The sequence below is a fragment of the Gilvirhabdus luticola genome (assembly GCF_040117515.1).
GTDB lineage: Bacteria > Bacteroidota > Bacteroidia > Flavobacteriales > Flavobacteriaceae > Gilvirhabdus > Gilvirhabdus luticola.
The window spans coordinates 374,228-392,063 of sequence record NZ_JBEEEN010000001.1 but is presented as its reverse complement, the minus strand read 5'-3'; the positions used below and the strand labels follow the sequence as shown (position 1 = coordinate 392,063).

General features: G+C 32.2%; 8 protein-coding genes. All 8 read left to right on the top strand.

Going from position 1 to position 17,836, the window contains the following annotated elements; translation table 11 throughout:
• Positions 1-2: 2 nt before the first annotated feature.
• Complete coding sequence (locus tag AAFP94_RS01785; RefSeq protein ID WP_316660878.1) at positions 3-1,535, top strand: RagB/SusD family nutrient uptake outer membrane protein; 1,533 nt, start codon at positions 3-5, stop codon at positions 1,533-1,535.
• 363 nt (positions 1,536-1,898) lie between these two features.
• On the top strand, positions 1,899-5,096 hold the full coding sequence (locus AAFP94_RS01780; protein ID WP_316660880.1) for a VCBS repeat-containing protein: 3,198 nt from the start codon (positions 1,899-1,901) through the stop codon (positions 5,094-5,096).
• Entirely contained in the window at positions 5,096-8,392 is a 3,297-nt protein-coding gene (locus tag AAFP94_RS01775; RefSeq protein WP_316660881.1) for a VCBS repeat-containing protein, read from the top strand. Before AAFP94_RS01780 ends, AAFP94_RS01775 begins: the two co-directional genes overlap by 1 nt.
• The gene (locus tag AAFP94_RS01770) at positions 8,385-11,645 is read left to right on the top strand and encodes a VCBS repeat-containing protein (protein WP_316660882.1); all 3,261 of its coding nucleotides are present in this window, start codon (positions 8,385-8,387) and stop codon (positions 11,643-11,645) included. The genes AAFP94_RS01775 and AAFP94_RS01770 overlap by 8 nt, the downstream gene beginning before the upstream one ends.
• The gene (locus tag AAFP94_RS01765; protein ID WP_316660883.1) at positions 11,629-12,969 is read left to right on the top strand and encodes a phosphatase PAP2 family protein; all 1,341 of its coding nucleotides are present in this window, start codon (positions 11,629-11,631) and stop codon (positions 12,967-12,969) included. The genes AAFP94_RS01770 and AAFP94_RS01765 overlap by 17 nt, the downstream gene beginning before the upstream one ends.
• Positions 12,970-12,979: 10 nt before the next feature.
• On the top strand, positions 12,980-13,888 hold the full coding sequence (locus tag AAFP94_RS01760) for a hypothetical protein (RefSeq protein WP_316660884.1): 909 nt from the start codon (positions 12,980-12,982) through the stop codon (positions 13,886-13,888).
• A 140-nt stretch (positions 13,889-14,028) separates the two neighbouring features.
• The gene (locus AAFP94_RS01755) at positions 14,029-16,065 is read left to right on the top strand and encodes a glycosyl hydrolase family 95 catalytic domain-containing protein (RefSeq protein ID WP_316660886.1); all 2,037 of its coding nucleotides are present in this window, start codon (positions 14,029-14,031) and stop codon (positions 16,063-16,065) included.
• A gap of 16 nt (positions 16,066-16,081) precedes the next feature.
• Positions 16,082-17,836, top strand: coding sequence for a glycoside hydrolase family 13 protein (locus AAFP94_RS01750; protein ID WP_316660887.1), 1,755 nt, complete (start codon positions 16,082-16,084; stop codon positions 17,834-17,836).

The following is a 17,836-nucleotide window of genomic DNA, read 5'->3' as shown; positions in this document are numbered from 1 at the left end:
CTATGAAAAAAATAATTTCAATATTTGTATTACTAATCTTTATTTTTAGTTGTACAGATTTAACAGAAGAATTGAATGATACTGTTACTGATGATGTTGCAAGAGATTTGGCAGATACTGAATCACTCTTAACAACAGCCTATCAGGCATTAAGAGCTTTTAACACGCAAGACAGAATATACGTAACCGAGTCCCACGTAACCGATGAAATGGCAGGCCCAACTCGTGGTGGTGACTGGGATGATGCTGGTATATGGCGTCAGTTGCATTTACATAATTGGTCAAGTTCTCACCCATATATTGCAAATGGTTATACGGATTTATTGACTGGAATTTTTAGAAGTACACAGGTTTTAGAGTTTAATCCATCGGCTGAACAAGCGGCTGAAGCCAGATTTTTGAGAGCATTTTTCTCATTCCATGCTGTTGATAAATTCGGTATTGTACTTGGTAGAGAGCCTGGTGAAAATTTAACAGAACCTCCATCCATTACATTAAAGCGTGCTGATGGGATTGAATTTGTAATTTCAGAATTGGAGGAAATATTAGGTTCTTTACCAGCAAACGTTTCTGTTGGAAGAGCCAGTAAAAATGCAGCTCATTTCTTGTTGGCCAAAGCCTATTTAAATAGAGCTGTTTATAAAGCTACAGATCCTGAAACTAATGCAGCGTCAGCAGGGCCTTTTAGTTTTGATGTGGCAGATATGAATAAGGTTATTATGGCTTGTGATGCTATTATGGGCTCTAATGAATATTCATTAGATACTAATTATTTTGATAATTTTTCACCTACAAATAGTGATGATTCCAGCGAAAATATTTTTGTTGGTTTAAATAACCGAGGGAATAACACAACTAATACACACTCAAGATGGCACATGACACTTCATTACAATAATAATCCATCTGGCTGGAATGGGTTTGTTACACTAGCAGATTTGTATGATTCTTTTGAGCCTGGTGACCAACGTTTAAATACTACGCCAGCATATTTTGCAGGGAATACAGGTTTAAATGCTGGATTTAATGAAGGCCAATCGTATGACAAAAATGGAAATCCTTTAGAAGACAGAAATGGAAATCCGTTGTCTTTCACAAAAGATTTCTCGTTGACTAATTCTGGCGAAACTGAAGGTGTGAGAGTTATTAAATATACCCCTGATTTTGTTAATAATGATCAGCCAGGAAATGATTATGTATTTTTCCGTTATGCTGATGTGTTATTAATGAAGGCAGAAGCAATATTAAGAGGTGGTATGGCCACAGGAGGAGACACAGCTTTAAGTTTAGTTAATGATATAAGAACCATTAGAGGTGCTTCAGCATTAGGGTCTATTGATATTACTGAATTATTAGCTGAAAGACGACGTGAGCTTTATTGGGAAGGTTGGAGACGTAATGACCAAATTAGATTTGGCACCTATTTGGATGCTGCACAGGAGAAACCGGCTTCAACAGAGACATATTTGTTGTTCCCGATTCCACCAGATGCATTATCATCTAATCCAAACTTGAAACAAAATCCAGGATATTAAGTTTTTTATATTTTATATTTGAGTTTATTAAAGGAGGAAACAATTTTGTTTCCTCCTTTGCTTTATTAAAGTAATGTATTCATAGTTTGGATATTAACTTTTCATTAATCTTTTTAAATTTTTGTTAATCAAAATCACAAATATATAGTTGTATTTTAGCAAGCTAATATTGGTAATTTGTATGTAAGTAAATCGCAGAGTTAATATAAAAAGACTAACTTTTTGGGGTTAGTTTTTTTGTATTTGAAATATAGATTATAAATAATGAATTTTAAAAAAATATACGCATCCAGCCTCTTTGTTGTCATTGTTTTGTTATTTAATTCTTGTGACAAAAGTGAGACCCTTTTTAAACAATTAGAGGTGAAGAAGACGAATGTGGATTTTACAAATGAATTAATCAATACTCCTGGCCTTAACATATTAACATATCTATATTATTATAATGGTGCTGGTGTCGCAACAGGAGATTTTAATAATGATGGACTTGAAGATTTGTATTTTGTGGCCAACCAAAATAAAAATAAACTTTATCTAAATAGAGGAAATTTGAAGTTTGAAGATGTTACTAAAGGAGATTTGGTTGATAACGTTGGATGGTCTACAGGAGTAACTACAGTTGATATTAACAATGATGGATTTTTGGATATTTATCTGTGTAAAATCGGTAAGTATAAAGGACTAAAAGGGAAAAATAAACTTTTGGTAAATCAGGGGTTTTCAAATAAAGGTATTCCTATGTTTCAAGATGAAGCCAGCAATTATAATTTAGACATTAGTTCCTTTTCAACACAAGCTGTTTTTTTTGACTACGATCTTGATAATGATTTGGATATGTTTTTACTGAATCATTCAGTCAATCCAAATAGAACATATGGAAAGGGTCAATTAAGAACCGAAGTTGATTCTTTATCGGGCGATCGATTATATAGAAATGATAATGGCCAATTTGTTGATGTATCCCACGACAGCAATATTTACCAAGGAAAAATCGGGTATGGTTTGGGCGTAACCTCCAGCGATATTAATAATGATGGATATCCCGATTTATATATAAGTAATGATTTTTTTGAAAATGATTATTTGTATATCAACCAACAAGATGGCACCTTTAAAGAAATTATTTCTTCTAGTGAAAAAAAATTAGGGCATACTTCTCATTTTTCTATGGGTAATGATATAGCCGACTTTAACAATGATGGCTTACCAGATATCATTTCACTGGATATGTTACCAGACAATATTGAAACTTATAAGGCTTCAGGTACAGAATATCCATTTCAAAATTATAATCAATATTTAAAAAACGGGTATGCACCACAATACATGCAAAACATGCTCCAACTAAATTTAGGTAATGGAAATTTTAGTGAAATAGCATTTAATTCGGGAATTGCTGCTACAGAATGGAGTTGGTCTTCTCTATTTGCTGATTTTGATAATGACGGATACAAAGATTTATATATTACGAACGGTATTGTAGGTGTTACAAACGATATGGATTTTGTGAGTTTCATTGCCAATGAAAACATACAAAAACGTATAAGTCAAGGCATGAGAAAAGAAGATTTAGCATTAATTGAAGAGTTGCCTGAAAAAAAAATAAGGAACTATATGTTCAAAAACAAGAAAGATCTTTCTTTTGAAAATGTTAGTGATTCGTGGTTGAATAGTATACCAACCTTTAGTAATGGAGCAGCATATGCCGATCTGGATAATGATGGCGATTTAGATCTTATAACAAATAATGTTAATAGTTATCCAGATATACACGAGAATAGGTCGAATGAATTAGAAAATTCAAACAATTTTGTTGCGATAAAATTTAAAGGAAATAATAAGAATTATTTTGGGATAGGTGCAAAAGTTAAAATATATACTGATAGTCTAAATATACTTCAGGAAAATTATACTACTAGAGGATATTTATCTGGAGTGTCTCCAAATTTAACGATAGGTCTGGGTAAATCACATAAAATAGATTCCTTGTTGGTTATATGGTCCAAAGGAAATTACCAAGTATTAAAAGATTTAAATGTAAATCAGAGTTTGACATTAAGAGAAGATGAATCTCATGGCAACTATTATAAAGAATACATAAAGAATCCAAGAGATGGATACTTACAAAATTCAAAACTAAATATAACTTACAAACATCAAGACAATAGTTTTGTTGAATTTAATAGAGACCCATTAATTCCATATATGAATTGTTATCAAGGGCCTGATATTTCGGTGACTGATGTAAATAATGATGGGTTAGAAGATTTATTTTTGAGTGGAGCAAAAGGAGTTTCAAGTAAATTATATATTCAAAATTCTGAAGGTGTTTTTTCTTTAATAGAAAATGAACAGTTTCAAAATAATAATTTGAGCGAAGATGTTAAACATGTATTTTTGGATGTTGATAATGACAATGATCAAGACCTTGTTGTTATTTCAGGAGGAAATGAATTCATAAAGGGGCCTCCTTTACAACCTAGGTTGTATATAAATAATAAGGGAAATTTTGAAATTAAAAATGATGCCTTTGGAGAAGTTGAATTAAATGGATCTATCATAGTTACAGACGATATAGATAATGATGGTGATACGGATTTTTTTATAGGCTCTAATTCTATTCCTTGGCAATTTGGGATAACACCAACCAATTATATTTTTAAAAATGATGGTCAAGGAAATTTGGAAGCTATTCCAATAAATGATTTGGGACTTGTCCAAGATGCCGCCTTTGTAGATGTAAACAATGATAAAAGAAATGACCTCATTGTCGTTGGATATTGGATGCCAGTGACGATTCTGTTGAATACAGAGAATGGATTTATTAAGTTGAATAATGAATCATTGGCTAATACCAATGGTTTATGGAATTGCCTAAAGGCTGATGATTTGGACAACGATGGTGATATTGATCTCATGGTTGGCAATTGGGGCTTAAATACCAGACTGAAGGCCTCTATAGAAGAACCAATTACAATGTATTTAAACGACTATGATGGTAATGGCAGTATTGATCCCGTTATTTCATATTACTACAACGGTAAAGAAACCCCGTTCTCAACAAAAGAAGAGCTTACAAAACATTTTCCTTTCATAAATAAAAAATATTTATCCTATACAGAATTTTCAAAAGCCGAATTTCAGGAGATATTCGACAAATCAAAACTAGACAACGCCAACAAGAAATACATATATACATTATCAACCACCTATTTTGAAAATGACGGCAGCAATTCTTTTAAAATAAAGGAAATCCCAAAATTGATACAAAGCTCATCGGTGCATTCAATGTATATGGAAGATTTTGACAATAATGGCCTTAATGACATTTTACTTGCAGGAAATCGATATGATGTTAACACTCAATTAGGACGTTTGGATGCCTCGCACGGGCATCTGTTAATGAACCATAATGGAGATTTTGTTTTGGACGGAACATCCAATTTCAGTATTGACGGACCAGTTCGGGCAATCAAAAAAATAAATGTGAAAAATGAAGAATATTTAGTAGTAGGCATTAACAACGATAGTCTTCAAATTTTAAAAAAATCTATTAAATAATGCGAAAAATTATAATATTATCAGTCTTATTGACTTCGGTTTTTTCCTGTGTCAATGATAAAAATGAAAATTCAAAAATTAGTGATAATCCATTGTACACGAAGCTGGACAATACAGAAACAGGAATTGATTTTATAAACAAAGTTGAAAATGAAAAGGATTTCAACATTTTTAACTATCGCAATTTTTATAATGGTGGCGGGGTTGCCATTGGCGATATAAACAATGATGGATTGCCCGATGTGTACCTCACTGCAAACAGGACAAAAAATAAACTTTATCTAAATAAAGGTGATTTCAAATTTGAAGATATTTCACAAATATCCAATACATCGGGTAACAGATCTTGGTCAACCGGTGTGGTTATGGTAGATATCAATGCCGACGGATGGTTGGATATCTATGTGTGCAACGCCGGTAATGTACAGGGCGATGACCAAAAAAATGAGTTATTTATAAATAATAAAGATTTAACTTTTACAGAAAGTGCTGAAGAATATAATCTAGCTGACAGTGGATTTACAACACATACTGCTTTTTTTGATTATGATGGTGATGGCGATTTAGATGCATATATCCTAAATAATAGTTTTATTCCTGTAAGTAGCTTGGGATATGTAAATAAACGAGATTTAAGAAGTGAAGAATGGGATCTGCCAGAAGTTTTTAAAGGAGGAGGAGATAAACTTATGCGTAATGATGGTGGAGTCTTTGTAGATGTAAGTAAAAAAGCTGGAATTTATGGAAGTTTAATTGGATTTGGTCTTGGTGTTACCATTGGAGATGTTAATAATGATATGCTTCTAGATATCTATGTGTCCAACGATTTTTATGAGCATGATTATCTTTATATTAATAATGGTGATGGAACCTTTAAAGAAGATATTAAAAACAGAATGTCTCATTTGAGCATGTCATCTATGGGTGCAGACATGGCTGATATTAATAATGATGGCAGACCAGAAATTTTTGTTACAGATATGCTGCCAGAGAATGATGAACGTCTCAAAAATACAAGTGATTTTGAAAGATTTGATGTATATCAACTCAAAAAAAACAATGATTTTTATAATCAATATATGCAAAATACCCTTCAGCTTAATAATGGTGATGAGTCTTTTTCTGAAGTAGCATTTTTTAGTGGAATTGCTAAAACAGATTGGTCTTGGGGAGCACTTATTTTTGATATGGATAATGATGGTTATAAAGATATATATGTTTGTAACGGAATTTATCACGATCTAACGAATCAAGATTTTACAGATTTTTTTGCCAATGAAGTTTATCAAGGTATGGCAATATCAGGTGTTAAAACATCACAAGATTCTATCATTAATAGTATGCCAAGTAATGCCGTGACTAATTATGCATATAAAAATAATCATGATTTAACATTTGAAAATGAAACACATAATTGGGGTTTTGATGAGCCTAGTTTTTCAAATGGAGCTGCTTATGGCGATTTAGACAACGATGGCGATCTTGATCTTGTAGTGAATAATTTGAATATGCCATTATTTGTATATAAAAATAATAGCGTCAATAATTATCTGAAAGTGAATTTAATAGGCCAGGCACCAAATACATTTGCAATCGGAAGTGTTGTTGAGGTGTTTACAAATAATCAAATCATTAGACAGGAATTAATACCAACTAGGGGATTTCAATCCTCAATTGACTATGTTCTGACTTTTGGGTTAGGGAATTCAGTAAAAGCTGATTCTATCAAAGTAATTTGGCCAAATACTAAGGTACATCATATTGGTCAAACAAATGCCAACCAACAATTGACCTTATCTATTGAAAAGGCCAAAGAGAATTTTAAATTAAACCCTATTAAAAAGCCCGTTAATTATTTTGATGAAATTCAACAGAATCTAATTACCCATAATGAAGACACATATATAGATTTTAATTATGAAGGTTTGATTCCAAAAATGCTATCAAAAGAAGGTCCAGCGTTAGCCGTTGGTGATGTTAATAATGATGGTAATGAAGATGTTTATATTGGTGGGGCCTACAATCAAAAAGGGCAATTATATCTTCTGGATAAAGAGGGAGTACTGAAGCCCTCAAGCTTTAGGACTGATGCTGTTTTTGAGGATACTTGTGCTGTTTTTGTTGATATTGATGGTGACGGTGATAAAGATTTATTGGTAGGTTCTGGCGGCAATTTTAAAAATGCAAGAACTGGAGTTAGAGCTTATATAAATGACGGAAAAGGGATTTTTGGAGATTATAAAATTATTGCTCGTACCAACACAAATATTTCTACAATTGCACCAAATGATTTTGATAATGATGGAGATATAGATCTCTTTGTTGGAAGCTTAAGTGTAGTTGGAACCTATGGGGTTGATCCAGAAAATGTATTTTTAGAAAATGATGGAAATGGTAATTTCAATGACATTACTATGACCAAGGCATCTCAAATTAAATCTATAGGGATGACAACTGCAGCAGTATGGCAAGATATAGATGAAGACGGTAAAGAGGATTTAATTATTGTAGGTGAATGGATGTCCCCTAAAATATTTAAAAATGACGGTACATCATTAAAAGAACTTGATTCAAATTTAAAAGATTATTCAGGAATGTACAATACAGTTGAAGCTTCAGATTTTGATAATGATGGCGATGTAGATTTAGTATTTGGAAATCGTGGGTTAAATTCAATTTACCAAGCAGATAAAGAACATCCAGCAAAAATGTTTGTCAACGATTTTGATTCCAACGGTACTATTGAGCAAATATTTACGCAAACTTTAGATGGAAGAGATGTACCCATTCATCTTAAGAGAGAACTGACAGGTCAGATCGTTTCTTTAAAAAAACAAAATTTAAAATTTAGTGAATATGCTACTAAATCAATTGATGAGCTTTTTGCTTCAGAAGTAATGGCGGCTTCTACAGTAAAGCAAGTCACAACTTTTTCAAGTTATGTTGCTTATAATAATGGCCATGGAAACTTTACGGTACAAGAGCTTCCAAGTGTTGCACAACTATCGTGCATTTGCAGTATTAAATGTATTGATATTAATAAGGATGGAGTTCCAGATTTAATTCTGGGAGGAAATAATTTCAGCTTTAAACCACAATTTTCAAGATTAGATGCTAACCAAGGATTGGTATTATTTGGAAATGATAAGGGAGAATTTATAAATCAGACGCAGACAGGTTTCAAAGTTAAAGGAGAAGTAAAAGCGATGGAGTGGTTTACAAATGAGTCTGGAAAACGCTATTTAATTGTTGGCATCAATGACGAACAACCAAAAATTTTTAGTATTAATGACTAAAAATATTGGTTATATTATTCTTCTTTGTTTGTTTTTAGGTTGTGCCAAAAAAGAAACGCTAAAACTATTTTCGTATGTTGATGAAAACCATTCTAAAGTAGATTTTATAAATAAATTACATCCAAACAATAATCTAAATATTTTAGATTACCTCTATTATTACAATGGAGGAGGTGTTGCAGTTGGTGATATTAATAATGACGATTTACCAGATATTTTTTTTACAGCAAATCAAGGTAAAAACAAGCTTTATTTAAACAAAGGTAATTTTGTGTTTGAGGATATTACCAAAAAAGCAGGTGTTGAAGGCAATTCTGATTGGAATACAGGAACCGTTATGGCAGATGTTAATGGCGATAGCTATTTAGATATTTATGTCTGTGCCGTTGTCGGATTAAAAGGGTTAGAAGGATCTAACGAACTTTATATAAATAATGGTGATGGCACTTTTAAAGAGCAAGCAGAAAAATATGGTTTAAATTTTAAAAACTATGCTACTTCAGCTACTTTTTTTGATTATGATAACGACGGAGATTTGGACATGTATTTGTTGAATCATGCAATACATACCCAGAATTCGTTTGGTAAAGCAGATATCAGATACAAAAGAAATGATAAAAGCGGTGATAAGCTTCTTCGAAATGATGGTGAAGTATTTATTGATGTAAGTGACATAGCGGGTATTTATGGTGGCGCAAATGGTTATGGTTTGGGTATTGCAACGCAGGATTTTAATAATGATGGATTTGTCGATATCTACGTGAGTAATGATTTTCATGAAGACGATTACTATTATCTAAATAATGGTGATGGAACCTTTTCAGAACAATTAAAAACTTATTTTGGAAAAACTAGTAGATTTTCAATGGGAAGTGATGTGGCAGATATCAATCACGATGGTTATATGGATATTTTAACTTTGGACATGACACCAGAAGATGAAAAAATCTTAAAGTCATCCATGGGTGATGAAACTCTAGACATGTTGAAGATGCGTACTGAAAAATTAGGTTATCATTACCAATATGCAAGAAATATGCTTCAGGTAAATAATGGAAATGGATTTTCTGAAACTGCACTTTTTAGTGGAATAGCTTCCACAGATTGGAGTTGGTCAGCTTTATTTTCCGATTTTGATCAGGATGGCGAACAAGATGTTTTTGTTTCTAATGGCATACCAAAACGACCAAATGACTTGGATTACATAAAATTCTTTTCAAATGAAAAGATTCAAGAAAATCTTCAAAATAGTAATTTAGTTGATAATGAAGCATTAAAAATCATGCCTTCTGGTGCAGTTGCCAATTGTATTTTTCAGGGTATAAAAAACCTTTCTTTTAAAAATCAATCTGGAAACTGGATTGCTAATGACACAATAATTTCTACTGGAAGTGCATATGCCGATTTTGATAATGATGGTGATATAGATATAGTAACAAACAATATTAATTCTGTTGCAACTTTTTATAAAAACAATATAGATAAGGATTCAACAGCTCACTATATTAAATTAAAATTCAAGTATAAAAAAGGGAATTGGCTAGGAATTGGAACCAAAGTCATTTCATATCATAATGGGATTCATCAGTTCAAGCAATTATTTGCTTCAAAAGGATTTCAATCTTCTTCAGAAGCTATTATTCATTTTGGTTATGGATCAGTAAAGACAGTCGATTCCATTAAAATAATATGGCCAGATAATACGATTCAAATAGCTGAAAATGTCAGGACAGATCAAACACTTACAATTACACCATTGAATAAACGGTTTCCTGTGAAGTATGAAACATTATTTCCAAAATTGAGAACATGGTTGAAAAAAATAGATAGTTTAAATGGGCTAAAATTTACTCACAAAGAAAACAATTATAAAGATGTTGATAGACATAAATTAATACCTTACCAAATTTCAGATAGAGGACCAGCAACTGCAATTGGGGATTTAAATAATGATGGATTAGATGATATTTTCTTCGGAAGTTCTAAAAATGAGCTTTCCAAATTATTCATTCAAACAGGCAATGGTTTTGTGGCAAAAAATCTATCTTTATTTGAAGATGATATTTTAAATGAAGATACCGCAGTATGTATTGTAGATTTTAATAAAGATGGAATAAATGATTTGTTTATTGGATCAGGTGGTGGCGAATTCAATAATGGGTCTAAACCCTTATTAGATAGACTATATATCAACAAAGACAGTTTAAATTTAGAAAAAGTAATAATACCTAAATATTTTGAAAATTCATCAGTAATTAAATCTTTTGATGCAGATAATGATGGTGATGTAGATTTTTTTATAGGTAATCATGCTAAAGCAACCTCGTTTGGGGAATCCCCGAATTCTTATATTTTAATAAATGAAAATGGTACATTTAGCCTAAATAAAATAGCTGGTTTGGGAATGGTAACTGATGCTATGATTACCGATTTTAACCACGACAATCAACTTGATATTATTGCAGTTGGCGAATGGATGAGTCCAACATTTTTAAAAAATGAGAAAGGTGCATTTGTAGATATGACGCCAAGGTATATTAATGAACGGCTTAACGGTCTTTGGCAAAGTTTAGCATCTTTTGATATTGATAACGATGGTGATCAAGATTATTTGTTAGGAAATTTTGGGTTGAATTCTAAATTTAAAGCTTCTCAAGAGTTTCCCATGAAAATGTACATTGGTGATTTTGATAGCAATAAAAAAGATGAAACCATTGTTGCAGTCGAAAAAGAAGGCAAGTATTACACGATTAATAATTTGGATGAATTAGCGAGTCAACTAACCTATTTGAAGAAAAAATATACAACATATCAAGAATTTGCTGGTCAAAGTGTTGAAGACATTTTTGGCAATAAAAAATTATCACAAGTAAAACTTTTAACAGTTGATGTTTTGGCATCAGGTTATCTAAAAAATGATAACGAAAAATATACTTTTATTCCTTTTGAAGATGCTAACTTGCAATTGTCCCCTATTACCGAAATGTTGAAATATGACTTCAACAATGATGGCAATGAGGAAATTTTATTGGCAGGGAATTACTTTGGTGTTACGCCTTACCATGGCAAATTTGATAGTTTTTCTGGAGCTGTAATTGAAAACACAGGAGAAATTATATCGTCAAATCAACTGGGGATAGATTTTTCGCAAAAAGCAGTAAAAGGCTTAAACATTCTTAAATTTAATGAGCATGAATATTTACTAGTAACTATAAACGACAATGAAATTGAAATTTATGAAATTCCGAATTAAACAACTACTTGTTTGTACATTTTTCATTATTGCTATTTCCTGCAAAAAGGAAGCTAAAGAGATTGTTATAACAGCAAACAATTATCATAATGCGGTTGATCAGTTGACCGCTGTTATGGTTCATGACATTTTTCCACCACCTGTAGCAAGTCGTATTTTTGCCTATTCCAACATTGCAGCCTATGAAGTGATGTGTCAGGAAAGTTCAGAATACAAAACTTTAGCGAATCAGGTGACCGAATTAAAACCAGTCCCTAAAGCAGGAAATAAGGAGAATATAAATTTTAAATTGGCAGCATTAGTGGCCTATTTAGATGTTGGGAAAGAACTTATTTTTTCAGAAGACAGAATTATAACGTATAGAGATAGTTTATATAATTCTTGGGAAAATTTAGATAAAGATACTTTTGAAGCGTCAAAAAATCACGGTTTATTAATAGCAAAGCATATAAAGGATTGGATCGCAACGGATAATTATAAAGAAACACGAACAATGCCTAAATTTACCGTGAATTCGGAAGACCCTTCGCGATGGCAACCAACACCTCCAGATTATATGGATGGTATTGAACCGCACTGGAACAAAATAAGACCTTTTGTAATTGATTCAGCATCTCAATTTATTCCAGAAGAGCATCCTAAATTCTCACTAGAAAAAGATTCTGATTTTTATAATGAACTTTTAGAGGTTTATAATGTAGGAAAAGAAATAAAAAAAGGGGGAGATGGTTCTGAAGAAATTGCTATTGCTCAATTTTGGGATTGTAATCCATACGTCTCTACTCATAAAGGCCATTTAATGTTTGCTACTAAAAAAATTACACCAGGCGCACATTGGATGGGTATTTGTAAAATTGTATGTAAAAAAGACCAGGCGAACTTCGAAAAGTCTATTTATGCTTATACAAAAACGTCGATGGCAATAGCAGATGGCTTTATAAGCGCATGGGATGAAAAATACAGAAGCAATTTAATAAGACCAGAAACTTTAATCAATCAATATGTTGATGAAAATTGGACTCCTTTATTGCAAACACCTCCATTTCCTGAATATACAAGTGCACATTCTGTAATTTCAGGAGCAGCTGCAATTTCATTGGCCAGTATTTTTGGTGATAACTTTTCCTTTGATGATGATACTGAATTGGTTTATGGCTTGCCAGTGAGACATTTCTCTTCATTTAGTCAGGCCTCAAATGAAGCTGCGATAAGTAGATTATATGGAGGTATTCATTACCGCACAGCAACTCAAACTGGCCTTACTCAAGGTCGGAATCTGGGTAAATTTGTAGTTGAGCATCTTGACATGGAAGTTAACAATTAGTGTCTTAAACATGAATAAGATTAAATATGTAAGTGTATTCATTTTAGTAGGTCTTACAGTATGGTATTTGTTTATAAAACCGAATGATTATGTTATAACATTCAAAAGCAACACATCACCTGGTACTTTATTTAAAGGAGTTGAAGACTGGAATTTGGCAAATCAGAAATCAGATTCATTTAACTTTACTGTAATAAACAAAAAACATTTTGAATTTTATACAGAACATATTGAAATTGATAGTCTGTTGTTACAAGTTAAATGGAATTTTAAAGGGATAAATGATAGCGTTTCCATGGTTAAAGTTGGGCTTTTAGAAAGAGAGCATTCTCTTTACAATCGTATCACAGCTCCGTTTTTTAACACTAAATTTAAGGAAAAATCAATTCAATTGATTCAAGATTTTAAAAATGGATTGGATTTTCAATTAAAAAATAAATTTAAAGTAAAGATTGTGGGTATTGACACATTGCCAGAATTACAATATGCCTATATTAAAATTGATAGTGTGCCTTTAAAACTAAAAGCAAAAAAAATGTTAGAAAATAACACAAATTTGCTAACATTTTTGACAAAGCATAATCTTAAAGAAGGAAATTTTCCTTTTCTATTGGTTGAAGCCTGGAATTTAGAAGAAGATATAATTAGCTTTAGATATTGTTTTCCTATACTTAAAAAAGATTCACTTCCATTTAATGAAATCATTAAATATGATAAAATTAAACCCAAACCAGCTTTAAAAGCAATTTACAATGGCAATTATAGAACTTCAGACAGAAGTTGGTTTGGATTATATCAATATTCCAAGAAACACCAAATTAAAATCGCTGAACCAATTGAATTTTTTTATAATAATCCATTTAATGGAGGTGATGAGCTTAAATGGGTTTCAGAAACTTACATGTCCATACTAGAATAGCGTTTTAAACAAACAAATCGAAATCGATTTCGATTTGTTTGTATCATTTTTTTTAATAAAAATTATAAATTCCGTCCAAAATTTAGGAAATTGACAATATTCAATAACTAAAATTAATTTTTAATAAAAGTATAAATAACATGAAACGTAATATATTAATTATTGCAGGTTTCTTATTTAGTTTATTGGTCAATGCTCAAAATGATGAGTGGAACATAACCAGAACGAATAAAGACAATTATACAGGAGTTTCAATATCTAATGGGCGTATCGGTTTACTAACATCGCCAGAACCTTTTAAAATAAAGCATACGGTTCTAAATAATGTGTATGATGTGGATCCAGTTTTAAAGGTAAGTCAAATAGTTCATGGTATGGACTTTGGAAATTTGGATGTTTATATAGATGGTGATTTAGTGACGAGTAAAAACATCAGTAACTGGTCTCAAACAATTAACATGAAAGAAGCGGCATTTACTACTCGCTTTGACTTTAAAGATAAAGCCAAAATTTCATGTACAGTTTACGCACTTCGGAATTTGCAATATACAGGATATATTGATGTAGAAATAAATGCTCTGGTAGAAATAGACATTAAAGTGGTTGGAAAAATAACTACTCCGGAAAAATACTTAAATCCAATAAATAGTTATCAAGTATTGCGCGATGTTGAAACAACTATGCCGATTTTACAAACTGTTGCCTCAACTCCTTTTGGAAAGCATCTTGTTGCTACTTCAGGAACTTTTATTTGGCATGATATAAACTCTTCAAGAGAACATCAAAGGCCAGAATTAAAGCATGCTATGGTTACTGAATATGAGAATACACTTTCATTTGAGAAGAATATTAAGAAAGGAGAAAAATCTGAATTTGCATGGACAGGTGCAGAATGTACAACTGCCGATTTTTCAGACCCAAAGTCAGAATCTGAACGTATGGTAATTTTTAATCTTTTGAATTCACGTGATGTTCTTTTAGCAGGACACAAAACACTCTGGGAAGAATTATGGGAAGGCGATATTATTATTGAAGGCGATCTGGTGTCGCAACAAGATGTGAGGTTGGCTTTGTACCACTTATATGCTTTTGGTCGTTCAGACAATGATTTAAGTATAGCACCTATGGGATTATCACTTCAAACCCCTTATAATGGGCATATCTTTTGGGATACAGAATTGTGGATGTTTCCTCCATTGCTATTACTTAATCAAGACATAGCGAGGTCTTTGGTTAATTATAGGTCAGACAGACTGGAACCAGCTAAAAGACGTGCAATTAATTATGGTTATGATGGAGCAATGTTTCCATGGGAAAGTGATGATACAGGTGAAGAAGCTACTCCACCATTTGCATTAACAGGACCTTTTGAGCATCATATTACTGCTGATATTGGTATAGCATTTTGGAATTACTACAGAGTTACAAAGAATAAAAAATGGTTAGCTGAAAAAGGTTATCCTGTATTGAAAGAAATTGCAGATTTTTGGGTAAGTAGAGTAACTAAAAATGATGATGGAAGCTATTCTATTAATAATGTAGTTGGCGCTAATGAATTTGCACCTAATGTAGATGATAATGCTTTTACAAATGGTTCGGCTAAAACAGCATTGTATTATGCAGAATTAGCTGCTAAAGTTACTGGAAATTTCTCTGATCCAAACTGGGCTGAAGTTGCTAAAAATATTAGAATTTTAAAATTACCTGACGGAGTTACCAAAGAGCACTCAAAGTATAATGGGGACATTATAAAACAAGCAGATGTTAATCTTCTGTCTTTTCCTTTAGACATAGTTAGCGATAGAGAATCTATTCTCAGAGATTTAAAATACTATGAGCCTAAATTGTCAAAAGAAGGTCCTGCAATGGGTAAATCTGTTTTTTCAGTACTTTATGCTCGTTTAGGAGATGCAGAAAATGCTTTTAGGCTATTTAAAGAAAGCTATGTTCCTAACCAGCAGAAACCTTTTGGGGCTCTTTCAGAAACAGCAACTGCCAATCACTCTTATTTTGCAACAGGAGCTGGCGGTATGTTACAAGCAGTTCTCTTCGGTTTTGCAGGTTTGCATATCATGGATGATGGTATTATTCAAAAAGCCCCAATTTTACCAAAAGAATGGAAATCATTAACAATCAAAGGAGTTGGTTTAGAAAAGAAAACATTTTATGTTAATTAAATTATATTTTAGACAGATGAAAAAAAACATTCCCTTCTTTTTAATAATTATTTTATTGATTAACTGTAAAGAGAGCACAAAACAATCTGAAAGTATAGCAAGTGAGGTTGTTGAATCAGAAAGGAATTCAACATGGTGGAAAGAAGGCGTATTGTATCAAATTTATCCACAAAGTTTCAAAGATACAGATGGTGATGGTTTTGGTGATTTTAGAGGTGTTATTGAAAAATTAGATTATCTGGAAAGCCTAGGTATCACAATGGTTTGGATGAATCCTTTTTTTGAGTCACCATTAGTAGATAATGGCTATGATATTAGCGATTATAGAGCTATTCATCCTCGTTATGGAACTATGGAGGATTTTCAGGAAATGCTGGATGGCATGAAATCAAGAGGAATTAAATTCGTGCTGGATGTTGTTGTTAATCATAGCAGTGATGAACATGAATGGTTTCAGTCAGCTCGTAGTTCAAGAGATAGTGAATATAGGGACTATTACCATTGGTGGCCAGCCGAAAAAGGCAAACCACCACATAGACACAGTCTTTTTGATCCAGAAGGTGGTTGGGATTATGTGGAAGAAACAGATTCATATTATTTACACACATTTGCCGAAGCTCAACCAGATTTGAATTGGGAAAACCCAAAACTTCGTCAGGAAGTTTATGACATTATGAAGTTTTGGGCAGAAAAAGGTGTTGATGGTTTCCGTATGGATGCTTTTCAATTTGCTAGTAAAGACACTACTTATCCCGAGTTTCCAGAAGGTCATGAAAAAGATTTTGTCAAGTGGTATGGTATGCGACCACAATTACATGAGTATTTAAAAGAAATGTACAAAGAGGTTATTGAACCATACAACGTTTTTGCAGTTGCAGAAGGAGCTGGAAGTACATTTAAAGATGCACACGACTTGGTTGATGCTGATCGTAATGAACTTCAAACAGCATATCATTTTGAATATGTAGATATGTCAAGAACACCTGAACGTTATGAACTATCTGAATTTAAAGAAGTGTTTACGCTTTGGGATAAAGAGTTTTCTGAAAACGGATGGTTAGCCATTTTCCTTTCCAACCATGATAATTCAAGATTGGTTGATCGATTTGGAAATCCTAGCCCAGAATTTAGAACGGTTTCCACACAAATGCTCAATACATTTCTTTTGAGTATGAGAGGTACACCTTACACCTATTATGGAGATGAGTTGGGTATGACAAATATTGATATGCCAACAATAGAAGAATATGTAGATATTGATGCAATTGGTAAATACAAAACAGCACTTGCTGCTAATGAAGATGTGGAAGAGTTCATGAAAGTTCTCAACTATAGCTCACGAGAAAATTCACGTACTCCAATGCAATGGAATGATACAGATAACGCTGGCTTTACTTCTGGAATGCCTTGGAAAAAAGTTAATCCAAATTATAAAGAGATTAATGTTGCAGCACAGGAGAATAATCCAAACAGTGTTTTAAACCATTTTAGAAAAATGGTAAAACTTAGAAAAGAAAATGAAGTATTGGTTTATGGAGATTATCAAATCATTCAACAAGAACATCCAGAGATTTATGCTTACACTAGAACATTAGATAATCAAAAAATGCTTGTGCTTCTTAATTTTACTGATCAAGACTCTAATATCTCACTACCTGAAGTAAATAGTCTTAACAACACACTTATAAATAATTACGAAGCATTAACTATTAACAACAATACTATTACATTGAAACCATACCAAGCAGCTATTGTTTCAATTAAAAAATAA

Bases quoted from the DNA above. Each gene is read 5' to 3' on its own strand.
- AAFP94_RS01785 (WP_316660878.1), top strand. From the start codon at position 3: ATGAAAAAAATAATTTCAATATTTGTATTACTAATCTTTATTTTTAGT.
- AAFP94_RS01775 (WP_316660881.1), top strand. From the start codon at position 5,096: ATGCGAAAAATTATAATATTATCAGTCTTATTGACTTCGGTTTTTTCC.
- AAFP94_RS01770 (WP_316660882.1), top strand. From the start codon at position 8,385: ATGACTAAAAATATTGGTTATATTATTCTTCTTTGTTTGTTTTTAGGT.
- AAFP94_RS01765 (WP_316660883.1), top strand. From the start codon at position 11,629: ATGAAATTCCGAATTAAACAACTACTTGTTTGTACATTTTTCATTATT.
- AAFP94_RS01760 (WP_316660884.1), top strand. From the start codon at position 12,980: ATGAATAAGATTAAATATGTAAGTGTATTCATTTTAGTAGGTCTTACA.
- AAFP94_RS01755 (WP_316660886.1), top strand. From the start codon at position 14,029: ATGAAACGTAATATATTAATTATTGCAGGTTTCTTATTTAGTTTATTG.
- AAFP94_RS01750 (WP_316660887.1), top strand. From the start codon at position 16,082: ATGAAAAAAAACATTCCCTTCTTTTTAATAATTATTTTATTGATTAAC.